Annotated in this window: 15 protein-coding genes, 1 pseudogene and 1 riboswitch; of the genes and pseudogenes, 10 read left to right on the top strand and 6 right to left on the bottom strand. The window is 72.4% G+C overall.

Features of this window, described 5'->3' with window-relative positions:
- The 5 genes and pseudogenes from RMN98_RS07200 to ribH all read left to right on the top strand — a co-directional run.
- Positions 1–203 (top strand): annotated as a pseudogene (locus tag RMN98_RS07200) (ribulose-phosphate 3-epimerase); the annotation flags it as partial.
- A gap of 299 nt (positions 204–502) precedes the next feature.
- A riboswitch (FMN riboswitch) is annotated at positions 503–632 on the top strand.
- An 81-nt stretch (positions 633–713) separates the two neighbouring features.
- Positions 714–1,805 (top strand): bifunctional diaminohydroxyphosphoribosylaminopyrimidine deaminase/5-amino-6-(5-phosphoribosylamino)uracil reductase RibD, encoded by a 1,092-nt coding sequence (gene ribD / locus RMN98_RS07195; protein WP_309648127.1) that lies wholly within the window; start codon positions 714–716, stop codon positions 1,803–1,805.
- Complete coding sequence (locus RMN98_RS07190) at positions 1,806–2,447, top strand: riboflavin synthase (protein WP_309648126.1); 642 nt, start codon at positions 1,806–1,808, stop codon at positions 2,445–2,447.
- Positions 2,444–3,727: a bifunctional 3,4-dihydroxy-2-butanone-4-phosphate synthase/GTP cyclohydrolase II gene (locus tag RMN98_RS07185; protein ID WP_309648125.1), complete on the top strand. Its 1,284-nt coding sequence runs from the start codon at positions 2,444–2,446 to the stop codon at positions 3,725–3,727. The genes RMN98_RS07190 and RMN98_RS07185 overlap by 4 nt, the downstream gene beginning before the upstream one ends.
- Entirely contained in the window at positions 3,724–4,212 is a 489-nt protein-coding gene (gene ribH / locus RMN98_RS07180; protein ID WP_309648124.1) for a 6,7-dimethyl-8-ribityllumazine synthase, read from the top strand. Before RMN98_RS07185 ends, ribH begins: the two co-directional genes overlap by 4 nt.
- Here ribH and RMN98_RS07175 read toward each other — a convergent pair.
- On the bottom strand, positions 4,200–6,419 hold the full coding sequence (locus RMN98_RS07175; protein ID WP_309648123.1) for a molybdopterin-dependent oxidoreductase: 2,220 nt from the start codon (positions 6,417–6,419) through the stop codon (positions 4,200–4,202). The two genes, ribH and RMN98_RS07175, sit on opposite strands and share 13 nt — an antisense overlap.
- A gap of 41 nt (positions 6,420–6,460) precedes the next feature.
- Here RMN98_RS07175 and RMN98_RS07170 point away from each other — a divergent pair, with 41 nt between their 5' ends.
- The 3 genes from RMN98_RS07170 (at position 6,461) to RMN98_RS07160 (ending at position 8,101) form a co-directional block, all read left to right on the top strand.
- Positions 6,461–6,724 (top strand): phosphoribosyl-ATP diphosphatase, encoded by a 264-nt coding sequence (locus tag RMN98_RS07170; protein ID WP_091114969.1) that lies wholly within the window; start codon positions 6,461–6,463, stop codon positions 6,722–6,724.
- 80 nt (positions 6,725–6,804) lie between these two features.
- Entirely contained in the window at positions 6,805–7,647 is an 843-nt protein-coding gene (gene hisG / locus RMN98_RS07165; RefSeq protein WP_309648128.1) for an ATP phosphoribosyltransferase, read from the top strand.
- Complete coding sequence (locus tag RMN98_RS07160; protein ID WP_309648122.1) at positions 7,631–8,101, top strand: PH domain-containing protein; 471 nt, start codon at positions 7,631–7,633, stop codon at positions 8,099–8,101. The genes hisG and RMN98_RS07160 overlap by 17 nt, the downstream gene beginning before the upstream one ends.
- On the opposite strand, the gene RMN98_RS07155 is transcribed toward RMN98_RS07160, so the two are convergent.
- From RMN98_RS07155 to RMN98_RS07135, 5 genes are all read right to left on the bottom strand, one after another.
- The gene (locus tag RMN98_RS07155; protein ID WP_309648121.1) at positions 8,066–8,989 is read right to left on the bottom strand and encodes an aldose 1-epimerase family protein; all 924 of its coding nucleotides are present in this window, start codon (positions 8,987–8,989) and stop codon (positions 8,066–8,068) included. The genes RMN98_RS07160 and RMN98_RS07155 overlap by 36 nt on opposite strands.
- Positions 8,990–9,153: 164 nt before the next feature.
- Positions 9,154–10,887 carry a sulfatase gene (locus tag RMN98_RS07150; RefSeq protein WP_309648120.1) on the bottom strand — a complete coding sequence of 578 codons (1,734 nt, stop codon included), beginning with the start codon at positions 10,885–10,887 and terminating at the stop codon, positions 9,154–9,156.
- 9 nt (positions 10,888–10,896) lie between these two features.
- Complete coding sequence (locus tag RMN98_RS07145) at positions 10,897–11,517, bottom strand: 4-amino-4-deoxy-L-arabinose transferase (RefSeq protein ID WP_309648119.1); 621 nt, start codon at positions 11,515–11,517, stop codon at positions 10,897–10,899.
- Positions 11,495–12,733 (bottom strand): amino acid deaminase/aldolase, encoded by a 1,239-nt coding sequence (locus tag RMN98_RS07140; protein ID WP_309648118.1) that lies wholly within the window; start codon positions 12,731–12,733, stop codon positions 11,495–11,497. The genes RMN98_RS07145 and RMN98_RS07140 overlap by 23 nt, the downstream gene beginning before the upstream one ends.
- Positions 12,733–13,149, bottom strand: coding sequence for a hypothetical protein (locus RMN98_RS07135; RefSeq protein ID WP_309648117.1), 417 nt, complete (start codon positions 13,147–13,149; stop codon positions 12,733–12,735). Before RMN98_RS07135 ends, RMN98_RS07140 begins: the two co-directional genes overlap by 1 nt.
- 119 nt (positions 13,150–13,268) lie before the next feature.
- On the opposite strand from RMN98_RS07135, the gene RMN98_RS07130 reads away from it, so the two are divergent.
- Both RMN98_RS07130 and infC read left to right on the top strand, forming a co-directional pair.
- Positions 13,269–13,775 (top strand): SseB family protein, encoded by a 507-nt coding sequence (locus RMN98_RS07130; protein ID WP_309648116.1) that lies wholly within the window; start codon positions 13,269–13,271, stop codon positions 13,773–13,775.
- 281 nt (positions 13,776–14,056) lie between these two features.
- The coding region (gene infC / locus RMN98_RS07125) for a translation initiation factor IF-3 (RefSeq protein ID WP_309648115.1) at positions 14,057–14,526 on the top strand (470 nt) is incomplete at its 3' end.

Genomic DNA, 14,526 nt, shown 5'->3' with positions numbered 1-14,526 from the left:
TCCGCCGGGCCCGGGCCATGATGGACAAGCACGGCATCGAGACCTGGCTCCAGGTCGACGGCGGCGTCTCGCTCGAGACCATCGAGCGCTGCGCCGAGGCCGGCGCCGACGTCTTCGTCGCCGGCTCCGCCGTGTACTCCGCCGCCGACCCCGACCGGATGGTCAACGACCTGCGTGCCGCCGCCGAGGCCGCCACCGCCTGAACGCCGAGCCGGCGCAATGTTGCCCGGTGAACGCCGAGTCGGCGCAATGTTGCAGGGTGAACGCCGAGCCGGCGCAATGTTGCAGGGTGAACGGCAATGTTGCCCGGAGAACGCCGAGCCGGCGCAATGTTGCCCGGGCGCGGGGCCCTCGGTGTGCAACATCGCGCCGACTCGGCGCCAGGACTGCAACATCGCGCCGACTCGGCCGTGGTGTCCCCGGAGCGGTGAGACGCCTCACACGGACACCCCTCGGTCAGGCCGTGGCAGCTGTGGCATCCTGAGCCTGACGAGTTCTCAACTCGCGTGCTCTGGGGTCGGTGTAATTCCGAGCCGGCGGTGAAAGTCCGCGACCCGGTCACCGCCAGTGACCGGTTGATCAGGTGCAACTCCTGGACCGACGGTGAAAGTCCGGATGGGAAGCGCACGCAGATGACGTCGACGCACGCCGGTGACGGCTGCGCCACGTCATCGTTGCCCCGGAGTCCGCGACCGGACACGAGGGGCAACCTCATGAGCTTCACCCCAGCCGAGCAGGCCGCCATGACGCGCGCCCTCGTGCTGGCGGCGACACCGGGCGTCCCGATGGTCGCCGACACCCGTCGCGTCGGCTGCGTGCTGCTGGCCGACGACGGCTCCACGGTCGCCGAGGGCCACCACCGCGGCCCCGGCACGCTCCACGCCGAGGCCGACGCGCTGGCCCGGGCGGGCGAGGCGGCCCGGGGCACCACCGCCGTGGTCACCCTGGAGCCGTGCAACCACACCGGCCGCACCGGTCCGTGCACCGACGCCCTCGTCGCCGCCGGCGTACGACGAGTGGTCTATGCCGAGCCCGACGCCAACCCGGTCGCCGCGGGAGGCCGCGCCCGACTGGAGTCGGCCGGCATCGAGGTCGAGGCGGGCCTGATGGCCACCGCGGCTGAAGCGCTGGCCGCGGTCTACCGGCTCGCCCAGCGCGAGCAGCGCCCCTTCGTGACCTGGAAGTTCGCCACGACCCTCGACGGCCGAAGCGCCGCCGCCGACGGCACGAGCCGTTGGATCTCGAGCGCCGCGGCGCGCCGCGACACGCACCGCCTGCGCGCGCTGTGCGACACCATGCTCGTCGGCGCCGGCACCGTGGAGGTCGACGATCCCCTGCTGACCGTCCGCGACGATCACGACCGCCCGCTCGAGCCGGCACGCCAGCCGCTGCGCGCGGTCATGGGGGAGCGCGACCTCGACCCGGCCAAGCGGGTCTTCAACGCCGACGCCGAGACCGTCCACCTGCGCACCCGCGATCCCCGCCGGGCGCTCGCCGAGCTCTTCGCCCGCGACCGTCAGCACGTCTTCCTCGAGGGCGGGCCGACGCTCGCCGCGGCGTTCTTTCAGGCGGGGCTGGTCGACGAGATCGTCGTCTACGTCGCGCCGTTGCTCCTGGGTGCCGGCCGGAGCGCCGTCGCCGACCTCGGCATCACCACCATCGCCGAGGCGTTCCGCCCGGAGGTCACCGACGTGACCGTCCTCGACCCCAGTCCCGCCGACGGTGCAGCCGGCGAGCAGCCCAACATCCGCCTCACCCTGCGGCCTGCGACGCCCGCACGAGTGCACCAGCAGAAGGAGCACTGAATGTTCACCGGAATCGTCGAGGAGCTCGGGACCGTCGCCGCGGTCGAGGACCAGGGGGACGCGATCCGTCTCACGGTCCAGGCCAGCACGGTCCTGAGCGACGCCGGCCTGGGCGACTCGATCGCCGTCAACGGCTGTTGCCTCACAGTCGTCTCCCACGACGGTGTGCAGTGGACCGCCGACGTCATGCAGGAGACGCTCGACAAGACCAGCCTGCTCGGCGTCAAGCCCGGCGACCGCGTCAACCTGGAGCGCGCGGTCACGGCCGAGAAGCGCCTGGGCGGCCACATCGTCCAAGGACACGTCGACGGCGTGGGCCACGTCGTACGCCGCAGCCCCAGCGAGCACTGGGAGGTCGTCGAGATCTCGATGCCGCCCGAGCTGGGCCGCTACCTCGTCGACAAGGGCTCGATCACGGTCGACGGCGTGAGCCTGACCGTCGTGGAGGCCCACGACACAAGCTTCACCGTCAGCCTCATCCCCGAGACGCTGGCGCGCACCACCCTCGGCTCCCGACAGCCGGGGGACCGCGTCAACCTCGAGGTCGACATCATCGCCAAGCACGTCGAGAAGCTCGTCCGTGCCTACACGCAGGACGCCAGCGCCGCTCCGGCCGCCGGCGACAGCAAGGAGCAGTCATGACCACCCAGACCCCGTCCGAGGACCGGGTGCGCCTCGACTCCATCGAGCGCGCCATCGCCGACATCGCGGCCGGCAAGGCCGTCGTCGTCGTCGACGACGAGACCCGCGAGAACGAGGGCGACATCATCTTCGCCGCGAGCAAGGCGACGCCGGAGCTGATGGCTTTCACCATCCGCTACTCCAGCGGCGTCATCTGCGTGCCGATGCCGGCCGACATGCTCGACCGCCTCGAGATACCGCTGATGACACCGCACAACAAGGACAAGCTGCGCACCGCCTACACGATCTCGGTCGACGCCCGCGACGGCGTCAGCACCGGCATCTCGGCGGCCGACCGGGCCCACACCGCTCGCGTCCTCGCCGACTCGGCCACCGAGCCGTGGGAGATCACCCGCCCCGGCCACGTCTTCCCGCTGCGTTACCGCGAGGGCGGCGTGCTCGTACGCCGCGGCCACACCGAGGCGGCCGTCGACCTGGCCACGCTGGCCGGCCTCACCCCCGCTGGAGTGCTGGTCGAGGTCGTCAACGACGACGGCACGATGAAGCGGGCCCCGGAGCTGCGGGCGTTCGCCGACGAGCACGACCTGGCGATGATCTCGATCGACGACCTGGTCCGCTACCGCCGCCGCCACGAGAACCTCGTGGAGCGGGTCGCGGAGACCCGGCTGCCGACCCGCCACGGCGACTTCACGGCCTACGGCTACCGCATCACCGTCGACGGCAGCGAGCACATCGCGCTCGTCTACGGCGACGTCGGCGGCCCCGAGCCGGTGCTGACCCGGGTGCACTCCGAGTGCCTCACCGGTGACGTCTTCGGCAGTGCGCGCTGCGACTGCGGCCCCCAGCTCGACGAGGCGCTGGAGCGCATCGTCGAGGAGGGACGCGGAGTGGTGGTCTACCTGCGCGGCCACGAGGGTCGGGGGATCGGCCTGGTGGCGAAGCTCCAGGCCTACCAGCTCCAGGACGGCGGCCGCGACACCGTCGACGCCAACCTCGACCTGGGGCTGCCGGCCGACGCGCGCCACTACGGCACCGCCACCCAGGTCCTGCGCGACCTCGGCATCGAGAGCGTGCGGCTGCTGACCAACAACCCCGAGAAGGTCAGCAACCTCGAGGACTTCGGCATCCGCGTCGCCGAGCGGGTGCCGTTGACCCCCCACCCCAACGACCACAACCTGGCCTACCTGCTGACCAAGCGGGACCGCATGGGCCACCACCTGCCCGACCTCGACGAGCCGCTGCTCGACGCGGCGGGTCTCGACGAAGGAGCTGTGCGATGAGCGGCCACGGAGCACCCGACCAGGCACCGGTCGACTGCCACGACCTGAGGGTCGCGGTGGTGGCCGCGAGCTGGCACACCGTCGTGATGGACGGCCTGATCGCCGGAGCCCAGCGGGCGCTGCGCGCCCACCAGGTCGAGGCGCCCGTCGTCGTGCGCGTGCCCGGCACCTTCGAGCTGCCCGTCGTGGCCTCGGCCCTCGCCGCGCAGGGCTACGACGCGGTGGTGGCGCTCGGAGTCGTCATCCGCGGTGGCACTCCGCACTTCGACTACGTCTGCAACGCGGCGACCGACGGGCTGACCCGGGTCGCGCTGGACCACACGACGGCCGTCGGGTTCGGCGTCCTCACCTGCGACACCGAGCAGCAGGCCCTGGACCGCGCCGGGCTCGAGGGCTCGGTCGAGGACAAGGGCTGGGAGGCCACCGCGGCCGCCCTGGTCACCGCCCAGACCATCAAGCGCGTCAAGCGCGGCTACGAGGCCTGAGCGACGCGCACCCTCGTCGCGTTGACCGCGGCGTTGCCCGAGAGGGCGTCGACCAGGGTGCTGTCGGTCAGCAGGTTGACGTTGACGCCCGGACGAGCGCTCGCGGTGCTCCATCCGGAGCCCTCGGCGTCGTGGCCCCAGCCGTGCGGGATGCTCACGACGCCGGGCCGCACCTCGTCGCTCACCTCGAGCGGGAGGCGGATGCTGCCGACGCGCGAGGTGACCTCGACGACGTCGCCGGTGCTCAGCGTGCGCGAGGCCGCGTCGTCCGGGTGCATCAGCGCCGTGCAGCGCTCCGCGCCCTTGACCATCGCCGGCACGTTGTGGAGCCAGGAGTTGTTGCTGCGCAGGTGACGGCGCCCGATCAGCTGCAGGTCGAAGCCGTCCGCCTCCGTCTCGGGCCGTCCGCCGTGCGGTGCGGGCGGCAGCGCTTCGGACAGGGCGTCGAGCAGCTCGGCGGGGGCAAGGTGGACCGTGCGGTCCTGGGTGCGCAGGATCCCGGGCAGACGGGGCTCGAGGGGACCGAGGTCGATGCCTCCGGGCGTCGACCGGACGCGCCGGGCCGTGAGTCCGCGCCGGCCTCGCGGGAGGCGCGATCCGCGGGCCTTGCTGAACGGGCCCTGCGGCCCGAGGAGGATCAACAGCGAGGTGACCTGGTGCGCGTCGACCACGCCCAGCACCCGCCGCACGACCCGGCGCAGCAGGCCCGAGCCCGGGCCCGACAGCTGCTCGGCCGCCAGGCCCAGCAGGATGTCCCAGTCCTCCAGGGCGTCCGGTGCCGGCTCGATCGCGCGCGGTGACCAGCGCGCGTTGTTGCGCACGCTGAACGCGGGGAACACCACGTCGAGCTCGGAGCGTTCGAGCTGGCTGATCGGGGGCAGCACCAGGTCGGCCAGCCGCGAGGTCTCGGTGAGGTAGAGGTCGACGCAGACCAGGAAGTCCAGCCCCTGCAGTGCCTCGTGCACGGCCCGGCCGTCGGGGGCCGACAGCGCCGGGTTGCCCGACGCGACCACGAGCGCGCGCACGCGACCGGGGCCCGGACGCGTCAGCTCATCGGCCATCGCCGCGACCGGCAGCTCGCCGTTGAGGTCGGGCAGGCCGGCTCCGCGACTGCGGTAGGTGCCGTGCGAGGAGGCACCCCACAGCATGCGCAGCACCCGCCCCAGGTCGACCGGGGGCGTCGTGAACATCGCGCCGCCCGTCCGGTCCAGGTTGCCGGTCACCACGTTGAGCACGTTGATCAACCAGTGCGTCACCGTGCCGGTCGTGTGGTGACACACGCCCAGTCGGCCGTAGGCGACGGCGCTGCGGGCGAGGGCGAAGTCGCGGGCCAGCCGCTCGATCGTCGGCGCGTCCACGCCGCACGCCGCGGCGGCCCGCTCGGGCGTGCGGTCGGCGACCACCCGTCGTACGTCGTCGAGGCCGGAGGCCCACGCCGGCACCCGGTCGAGGCCGTCGCGGAGGACCACGTGGAGCATCGCCAGCAGCAGGTGCGGGTCGCCGCCGGGCTTGATCGCCACGTGCTCGGAGGCGAGCCGGGCGGTCTCGGTGCGACGCGGGTCGACGACGACCACTCGGCCACCTCGCGCCACCACGTCCTTCATCCGGCGTCGGGCGTCGGGCATGGTCGTGATGGAGCCGTTGGAGACCGCCGGGTTGGCGCCGAGCACCAGCAGGTGGTCGGTGTGGTCGATGTCCATGATCGGCAGGATCGTGTGGTCGCCGAACATCAGCTCGGAGGCGAGGTACTGCGGGAACTGGTCGATCGACGACGCCGAGAAGACGTTGCGGCTGCGCAGCACCTTCTTGAGGCCCTCGATCGCGAAGACCGCGGTCGAGTGGGCCGTCGGGTTGCCGAAGTAGGCGCCCACGGCATCGCGGCCGTGCTCACGTCGTACGGCGCGCAGCCGCCGACCCGCGAGGTCGAACGCCTCGGCCCAGCCGATCTCCTCGAAGCCGTCACCCACGCGGCGCAGGGGGGTGCGCAGCCGCTCGGGATCGTCGTGCAGGGCCTTGAGAGCGGTCCCCTTGGGGCACACGTAACCGCGGCTCAGGACGTCGTCGGGATCGCCCTCGATCCGCAGCACCTCGTTGTCCTGCACGGTGACGCGGATGCCGCAGTGCGCCTCGCAGAGCGGGCACTGGCGCTGCACGACCGTGGGCACGACCGTGGGCTGGGCCACAGGCCCCGGGGTGATGGTGGACACGATGGCGAGGCTAGCGGCTCGCCCCCGTAGGGTTGTCCATCGTGAAGACGTTCGACGAGCTGTGGGCCGAGCTGAGCGAGAAGGCCCGGACCCGCCCTGAGGGCTCCGGCACCGTGCGCGAGCTCGACGCCGGCGTGCACACCATCGGGAAGAAGCTGGTCGAGGAGGCCGCCGAGTCCTGGATGGCCGCCGAGCACGAGGGCAAGCATCGGGCCGCGGAGGAGATCAGCCAGCTGCTCTACCACGCGCAGGTGCTGATGATCGCCCTCGACCTGGACCTCGACGACGTCTACACCCACCTCTGAGGAGGACTCCCGTGTCTGATCCCACCAGCTCCGATCCCACCGGCTCCGATCCCACCGGCACCGGCACCGTGCAGGCCCGCCTGCTGCGCGTCGCGGTCCCCAACAAGGGATCGCTCTCGCAGTCGGCCTCCGACATCCTGCGCGAGTCGGGCTACCGCCAGCGCACGGACTCCAAGGAGCTCACGCTCATCGACGCCGAGAACGGCGTGGAGTTCTTCTACCTGCGCCCGCGCGACATCGCGCTCTACGTCGGCGAGGGCACCCTCGACGTCGGCATCACCGGCCGTGACCTGCTCCGCGACTCGGGTGCCAAGGCCGACGAGGCGCTCCAGCTCGGCTTCGGTCGCAGCACCTTCCGCTTCGCCGGTCCTGCCGGGGTCTTCACCGACCTCGCCCAGCTCGCGGGCACCCGCATCGCGACGTCCTACGTCGGCGTGGTCCGGGCATTCCTCGAGGAGCGAGGGATCGACGCGACCGTCACCCGCCTCGACGGTGCCGTCGAGACCAGCATCCAGCTCGGGGTCGCCGACGTGATCGCCGACGTCGTGGAGACCGGCAGCACGCTGCGCCAGGCAGGCCTGGAGACCTTCGGCGAGCCGATCCTCCAGTCCGAGGCCGTGCTGATCACCCGCACCGGCGACGTGCCGTCCGGCTTCGAGGTCTTCAAGCGCCGCGTCGACGGCGTGCTGGTGGCCCGCAGCTACGTGATGATGGACTACGACATCGAGGAGCGGCACGTGACCGAGGCCGTCGCGCTGACGCCCGGCATCGAGGGACCCACGATCTCCCCGCTGCACCGCGAGGGCTGGGTCGCCGTCCGGGCCATGGTGCCGCGCGCCGGCGCCCAGCGCCTGATGGACGAGCTCTGGGGCATCGGTGCCCGCGGCATCCTCACGACGGACATCCATGCCTGCCGCCTCTGAGCCCGGGACGGTCCCGCTGCCGCGCACCTGGCGGCCCCTGGGCCCCCGGATCGCCGGCATCGTGGCCTTCGGTGCGTTGGTCGTGGTCGTGCTCTTCCTCTGGATCGGCTTCGACGACGAGACCCGTCGGTCGGTGACGCCGTTCCAGCGCGGCACCGTGCTGGCGCTCGGCCTGCTCGGCTTCGTCACGATCTACGCCCTGGTGCGCTCGCGCGCGGTCGCGCAGACCGACGGTCTGGTGGTGGTCAACGGCTACCGCCGTCACCAGTACGCCTGGGCCGAGGTCGTCGCGGTGCGGATGCCCCCCGGTGCGCCGTGGGTGACCCTCGACCTGGCCGACGGCACCACGGCGCCGGTGCTCGCGATCCAGGGCTCCGACGGTCAGCGGGCCCGCATCGCGGTGCGTGAGCTGCGCGCGCTAGTCGACGGCGCGCACCCCCCACGTGACCGATAGCTGGTCGCCGGGCTCGCCCGTGGGCGCCAGCGTGACGAGGTCCTCGCCCGAGCGGAAGGCGTCGACACCAGCGCTCATCGGCTCAACGGCGATCGATCGTCGCTCCAGCCCCGCCACGTCGTCGGCTGTGTAGAGCAGCAGCCAGCGCACGTGCTCGTCCACCCACAGCGCCACGCCGCGTCCGGTCGCCGGGTCACGCACCAGGGTGGTGGCGATGCCCCGGCGGTCGCGGGTGAGGTCGGTGAAGGTGTGGTTGAGCTCGAGGCCCCTCAGTGGCCGCGCCACCCGGAAGTCGTACGCCGTGCCCTCCACCGCCTCCCGGCCCACCGGCAGCAGCCGCTCGTCCGTGAGCGCGCAGGTGTCGGCGGGCAGCGTGAGCTCCCAGGTGTCGACCGGACCGGGGCCGACGCTGAGGTAGGGGTGGGCGCCGCACGCGTAGGGCGCCGGGGCGGGGCCGGTGTTGGTCGCGGTCTGGGTGACCGTGAGGCCGTCGGCGGACAGGTCGTAGGTGACGTGCAGGTCCAGCGTCCAGGGATAGCCGCTCTGCGCCATCAACCGGTACTGCAGCGACACCGAGTGCCCCGTGTGCTCCTCGACGCTCCAGGCGACCCAGCGCGCCAGGCCGTGGGAGGCGTTGCCCCGCTTGGGCTCGGTCAGCGCCAGCTGGTGCTCGGTGCCGCCGAAGGAGTAGCGGCCGTCCCGGATCCGGTTGGGCCACGGCATCAACAGCTGCCCGCGGCCGCCGTAGGACATCTCGTGCTCGCCGAAGCCGTCCACGAGCGACCACTCGGCGTACGTCAGGGAGCGCAGCGCCGCCCCGCTCTCGGTGACCACCGCCCGATAGCCGCCGCCGCTGATCTCGAATTGCTCGCCGCTGGGTGGGATCACCCGCCAAACCCTAGAGTGCCGAGTCGGCGCGATGTTGCTGCCCGTACGCCGAGTCGGCGCGATGTTGCGGGGCGTACGCCGACCGCGGGTTCCGCCCACGCGACAACATTGCGCCGACTCGGCGACCGGGTGTGCACCACCGCACCCGGGCGCACGGGCAGGAGTCAGAAGCCGTAGACCCGGGTGACCTTCCGCCAGTAGGCGCGCGTCATGGTGGCCGACTGCCGCGGGGTGGCGCGCAGCGACGCGGGCAGGGGGACCCGGCAGGTGTCGCCGGCGCAGCTGCGGGCGCGCCACCAGGTCCGGTAGAGGTCCTGCTCGACGGCGCGGTAGGCGCGTCGACCGTGGACGTTCTGCAGCTGGAGCGGATCGCGGACCAGGTCGTAGAGCTCGTGCTCACCGGTGCGGTTGCGGATGTAGGAGTAGCGCGCCGTGCGCACCCCGATGGAGGTGCGGGGACCGGAGAAGCCGGGGGAGCGGACCCCGCGACCCTCGGTGCCGGTGGCCTCGTCGACCACGGGCGTGACCCAGCCCCGGTCGCCGCGCCGCATCGTGGTCAGCCGCGACGTCCCGTCCGCTCGACGCGGCGGTCGCGCGTTGCCGAGGTCGAGGATCGTGGCGGACACGTCGATGGTGGTGATCGGGTCGAAGCGTTCGGCCTCGCGTCGCATGCCCGGGCCGGTGACGACGAAGGGCACCCGCAGCGACGGCTCGTGGGCGCGCACCTTCCCGCTGCGCCGACGGTGCTCGCCGAGGAAGTAGCCGTTGTCGGAGGTGAACATGAAGACCGTGTCGCGCCACTCCCCGGAGCGCTTGAGCTCCTGGACGAGCCGGCCGATCTGCTGGTCCATGACGTAGACCGCCTCGGCGCGCTGCCGCGTCATCGTGCGTACGGCGGCGCGCTCGCGCGGGCTGAGCTCCGGCTGGATCCGGAAGGACCGCGGCTTGTCGGAGATGTCGCGCTCGCTCGGACCGCCCCCGCGGGGCAGGCCGGCCGCGCGGTCGATCAGCCCGTCGAAGCGGCCACGCACGGAGCGGGGCCGGGCCGGGGTGCGCACGTCCTGGGGGCGCCCACGGGTGTCGGTCAGGAAGCGGGGCGGGTCATCGGGCTCGGTCGGCCCGCCGAAGTGGGGGGCCACGTAGTTGACGTACAGGAAGAACGGCTGGGCGCGGCGGCTGAAAGAGCGCGCCATCTCGACCGAGAAGCTGCCGATCACGAAGGAGCTGTACTTCCCTCGGTGCGACTCGTCGACGCGACCGTTCACGTTGAACGGCGTGTCCATGTAGTCGTAGGTGTTGCCGCGGACGCTGGGCACGCCGGGGTCGATCGAGGCCCGCCAGTCGGTCCACCCGCGGGGCACGTAGCGAAAGGACGGCCGGCCGCTGACCAGGGAGCGAGCGGGGCCGTAGCGGTTGAGGTACTTGCCGACGAACCCCGTGGTGTAGCCGGCGTCGCGCAGCGAGGTCGCGAGCGTCCGCGAGTCGTCGAACGCGCCGTAGCCGTAGGGGTCCTCGTGCGAGAACACCCGGTGGTTGTGGGCGTACTGCCCGGTGAGGAACGACGCGCGCGACGGGCAGCACAGCGGGTAGGGGGAGAAGGAGTTCTGGAAGGTCAGGCCGTGCTCGACCACGCTGGCCCGCAGCGACGGCATGAAGCGCAGCTCGTCGACGCGCATGTCGTCGGCCATCACGACCACGATGTTGGGCTTGCGCCGACGCTCGGCGGAGGCCACGCCCGGATCAGCCGAGCCGACCGGCGACGCCGTGCGGCCGGGCCCCAGGTCGTCGGCGCTCATCGGCACGGTCGCCGTGCCGGGCAGCAGCAGGGCAGCGGTCACCACGACGACACCGACCACACCGGCCAGCACCGCCCGCGACGACCTGGACCGGGGGAGCACGCTCACAACCTAGGTGACGCTTCCCGAGGGATCGTGGTTCGCGCCGGGGGAGTCGGTCACACGGGGAGCCTCCACCCCGGTGCCGTCCACGACCAGGTCCGCGCGCTCCCGGGTCCGCTCCCGGGCGAAGTGCTGCGCCTCGTCGACCATCCAGCGGCGCCACTCCTCCTCGAGCCGTACGCCGTCGCGCGCGACGCCGCGGGTCAGGCGCAGGTCGGCCGGTGCCTCGACCCACACCAGCACCGTGCAGAGCGCGGTGTGAGCGGCCGAGCCGGAGCCGACGCCCTCGAGCACCAGCAGCGGGGACGGGGCGACCGTGAGCGTCTCGGCGTACGCCTCGGCGACCCAGTCGTAGCGCCGGTAGCTGCCCGGCCGTCCGGCGGCGAGCGGGTCGAGGATCGTCGCGAGCTGGTCGGTCACCCGGGGCAGGCCGCCCCAGCCGTCGTAGAGGTCGTCCATGTGCACCACGGGGCTGCCGGTCAGGGCAGCGACGGCGCCGGCCAGCGTGGTCTTGCCCGACCCCGCCGGGCCGTCGACGCACACCAGCCGCCCGGTCCCGAGGGTCGCGGGTCGCGACCCCAGCAGGTCGACGACGACGCGGGCGACGTCAGAAGGCGAGACCGTGGCCACGGTAGGACCGCACCTCGTCGACGAAGGCCTCGCCGCTGAGCAGCTGGACCGTGGTCGTGTGCTCGAAGAGCTCGCCGGACTTGGCGTGGCGGAACCACACCAGGTCGCCGATGGCGAGCAGCCCTGCGGCGTTGCCGGTGAGCGGGGTCTGGACCTCGCCGGCGCCCTCGAGCCCCGTCAGGTGCAGGCCCGCCGGTGCCCAGGGGGTCGGGAGCCGGTCCGCCCCCGCGGCCCCGGAGGCGACGAACCCGCCGCCGTGGACGGTGGCGATGTCGGGCGAGGGGCGCCGCACGACGGGCACGCCGAAGAAGGCGGCCGGGCGCGGCTCGAAGGACTGGTAGTGGTCGAAGAGCGTCGGGACCAGCAGGCCGGAGCCGGCCGCGACCTCGGTGACCACAGGATCGGCGGCGGTGGCCTCGACCGAGCCCGAGCCACCGGCGTTCCAGAGCTCGAGGTCGACGACCTGGCGCAGCGCGTCGGCGATCTCGCGTCGCCGGACGGCGAGCTGGGTCAGCGACATCGACTTGAGCCGGCGCACGGCCATCGACCGGGCGCGTGCGGTGGGTACGTCGTCGGGCACGCCGGCGACCTGGCCCTCGTAGGTCATCGCGCCGACCAGCCGGAAGCCGGGACGGTCCATGACGGTGCGCGCCAGGCGCGTCACCGACGTCGCGTCGTAGAGCGGGGAGCGCTTGGGGCCGACGTGCTGGCGACCCATCCGCAGCCCCGCGTCGACGTCGATCGCGACGCGGACCTGCACGGCGTGGGAGGACCGCACGGAGTCGACGACGTCAAGGTGCGCGACGTCGTCGATCATCACGGTGATCCGGGACGCGGCACGAGGCGACTCGACCAGGCGCTGGAGCGCTGCCCGGTCGACGGTCGGGTAGGCCACGAGCAGGTCGTCGGTGACCTCCTGCTCCTCGAGCCAGAGGGCCTCGGCGAGCGTGTAGGCGAGCACGCCCTGGAAGCCGTCTCGGTCGAGGACCCGCCGCAGCAGGGACGGCACGCGCACCGACTTGGAGGCCACCCGGATCGGGGTGCCGGCGGCCCGGCGCACCAGGTCGTTGGCGTTGGCGTCGAACGCATCGAGGTCCACGACCATCAGGGGCGTGGACAACGGCTCCTCGTGTGCGGTCACGGCGGCTCCCAGCCGCGCCCAGAGCCGGTTGCGCTCGACGAACGAGGAGGAGTCGGCAGCAGCGGGCTGCGCCATCAGCTGATGCCGCGCTTGCGCAGCAACGCCTCGATCTCGTCGAGGTCGTCGTCGATGGCGGGCTTGCCACGGCCGCGCGCGGGCTTCGCGCCGGGAGCCACGGCAGGCGGGGTGCCCCCTCGGCGTACCTCCAGGGCGCGACCTGCGCCGAAGAGCACGACCGCGACGCCCGCGGTGATCACGCCCAGCCAGACGAACGGGCTGAAGACCAGCGTCGTGGCCCAGTCAGCGACCGCGTCGACGATGCGGGTCAGCATCTTCAGCGACCGGGTGAGGTAGGCCGCGAGCGGCAGCAGGGTGATCCCGGCGCCCTTGAGCGCGGCGGGCAGTCCCCGGCGCTGGTAGGCGTACCAGGTCCAGATCCCTCCCAGGAGGGTGAGCGTCAGCGTGAGCGCTCCCCACGTCACGTCGTCCACCACCCCAGGGTGGCACACGGACGGGGGAGCGCCAGGCATCCTCCACGTCCACGTGGGCCAGGATGTCGCTCCTGCCCCGCGGACGGGGAGGGTCTGTGCCCCTCCGGCACAATGGCCCCATGACCGACCGCCGCCTCGCTGGGCCCGGCTTCCCGGGCGACACCGGTGAGCCCGACCCCGCACTGCGCGCCGCCCTGACGGCGTACGCCGCGTCCCCGGCGCGCTACGCCGACGCCCTCGCCGTCCTGGCCGGGGGGCGCCTGCTGGTGCCCGTGGTGGCCGTCCTGGGCGAGGTGGAGGTCGACGAGGCCGGCCTGGCCCACGACAAGACCAGCGACATGGCCGCGGTGATGCTCGAGGGTGCCGACGGTCGCGTCGCCATGCTCGCCTTCACCGGCACCGACTCCCTGACCGCGTGGGACCCCGAGGCGCGGCCGGTCCCGGTGACCTCCGCGATGGCCGCTCAGGCGGCCCTCCAGGAGGGCGCCGCGGCTCTCGTGGTCGACGTCGCCGGCCCGGTCAGCTTCGTGGTGGAGGGTGACGACCTGAGCGGAGTCGCGGCGCAGTGGGCCCTCACGACCGTCGCCGGCCGCTCCGCCTGGCTGCGCCCCGCCGAGGACTCCTGACGCCCTGATTGGGAGCCGAGGGGAATCGTCGACTACGATCAGGTGTTGACCGATCAGTCCGGCATGCCGGACCGATCACACAAGCGGAGATCAGGCACCACACGTCTCCCACCCGCATCGACCGAACCAGGTCGTCGGGTCCGGTCCCGAAGGCCTTGGCCCTCGTGCCGAGAGAATTCTTCTCGGCGCAGTTCCCTGGCACTCGGAGTCGCGTCGCCCCTGGCGACGTGTCGTGACTGGCTTCCGCTTGAGCAAGCGGGAGCCGTTCTTCATGTGTGGCGGTGCCCGATCCCGAACACACTGGAGGACACATCAGCACCGAGCTTCGTATCAACGAGCGGATCCGGGTTTCCGAGGTCCGCCTCGTCGGTCCCAACGGAGAGACGGTCGGCATCGTGCCGACCGACCAGGCCCTCAAGCTGGCCCAGGAGGCGGACCTCGACCTCGTCGAGATCGCGCCCCAGGGCAAGCCGCCCGTGTGCAAGCTCATGGACTACGGGAAGTTCAAGTACGAGAACGCCCAGAAGGCCCGTGAGGCGCGCCGGAACCAGACGAACGTCATCATCAAGGAGATGAAGCTTCGTCCCAAGATCGACGCGCACGACTACGAGACCAAGAAGGGTCACGTCGTGCGGTTCCTCCGCGCGGGCGACAAGGTCAAGATCACGATCATGTTCCGCGGTCGCGAGCAGCACCGCCCCGAGCTGGGCTTCCGGCTGCTGCAGCGCCTGGCCGAGGACGTCACGGAGCT

The organism is Nocardioides sp. (assembly GCF_031397825.1).
Lineage (GTDB): Bacteria > Actinomycetota > Actinomycetes > Propionibacteriales > Nocardioidaceae > Nocardioides.
This window is presented reverse-complemented; position numbering and strand designations above follow the sequence as displayed.

What these genes read in the sequence shown, in the direction of transcription:
- RMN98_RS07130 (WP_309648116.1), top strand. Translation starts at nt 13,269, where the DNA reads ATGACCGACCGCCGCCTCGCTGGGCCCGGCTTCCCGGGCGACACCGGT.
- RMN98_RS07160 (WP_309648122.1), top strand. Translation starts at nt 7,631, where the DNA reads ATGCCTGCCGCCTCTGAGCCCGGGACGGTCCCGCTGCCGCGCACCTGG.
- ribH (WP_309648124.1), top strand. Translation starts at nt 3,724, where the DNA reads ATGAGCGGCCACGGAGCACCCGACCAGGCACCGGTCGACTGCCACGAC.
- RMN98_RS07185 (WP_309648125.1), top strand. Translation starts at nt 2,444, where the DNA reads ATGACCACCCAGACCCCGTCCGAGGACCGGGTGCGCCTCGACTCCATC.
- RMN98_RS07190 (WP_309648126.1), top strand. Translation starts at nt 1,806, where the DNA reads ATGTTCACCGGAATCGTCGAGGAGCTCGGGACCGTCGCCGCGGTCGAG.
- ribD (WP_309648127.1), top strand. Translation starts at nt 714, where the DNA reads ATGAGCTTCACCCCAGCCGAGCAGGCCGCCATGACGCGCGCCCTCGTG.
- RMN98_RS07140 (WP_309648118.1), bottom strand. Translation starts at nt 12,733, where the DNA reads ATGGCGCAGCCCGCTGCTGCCGACTCCTCCTCGTTCGTCGAGCGCAAC.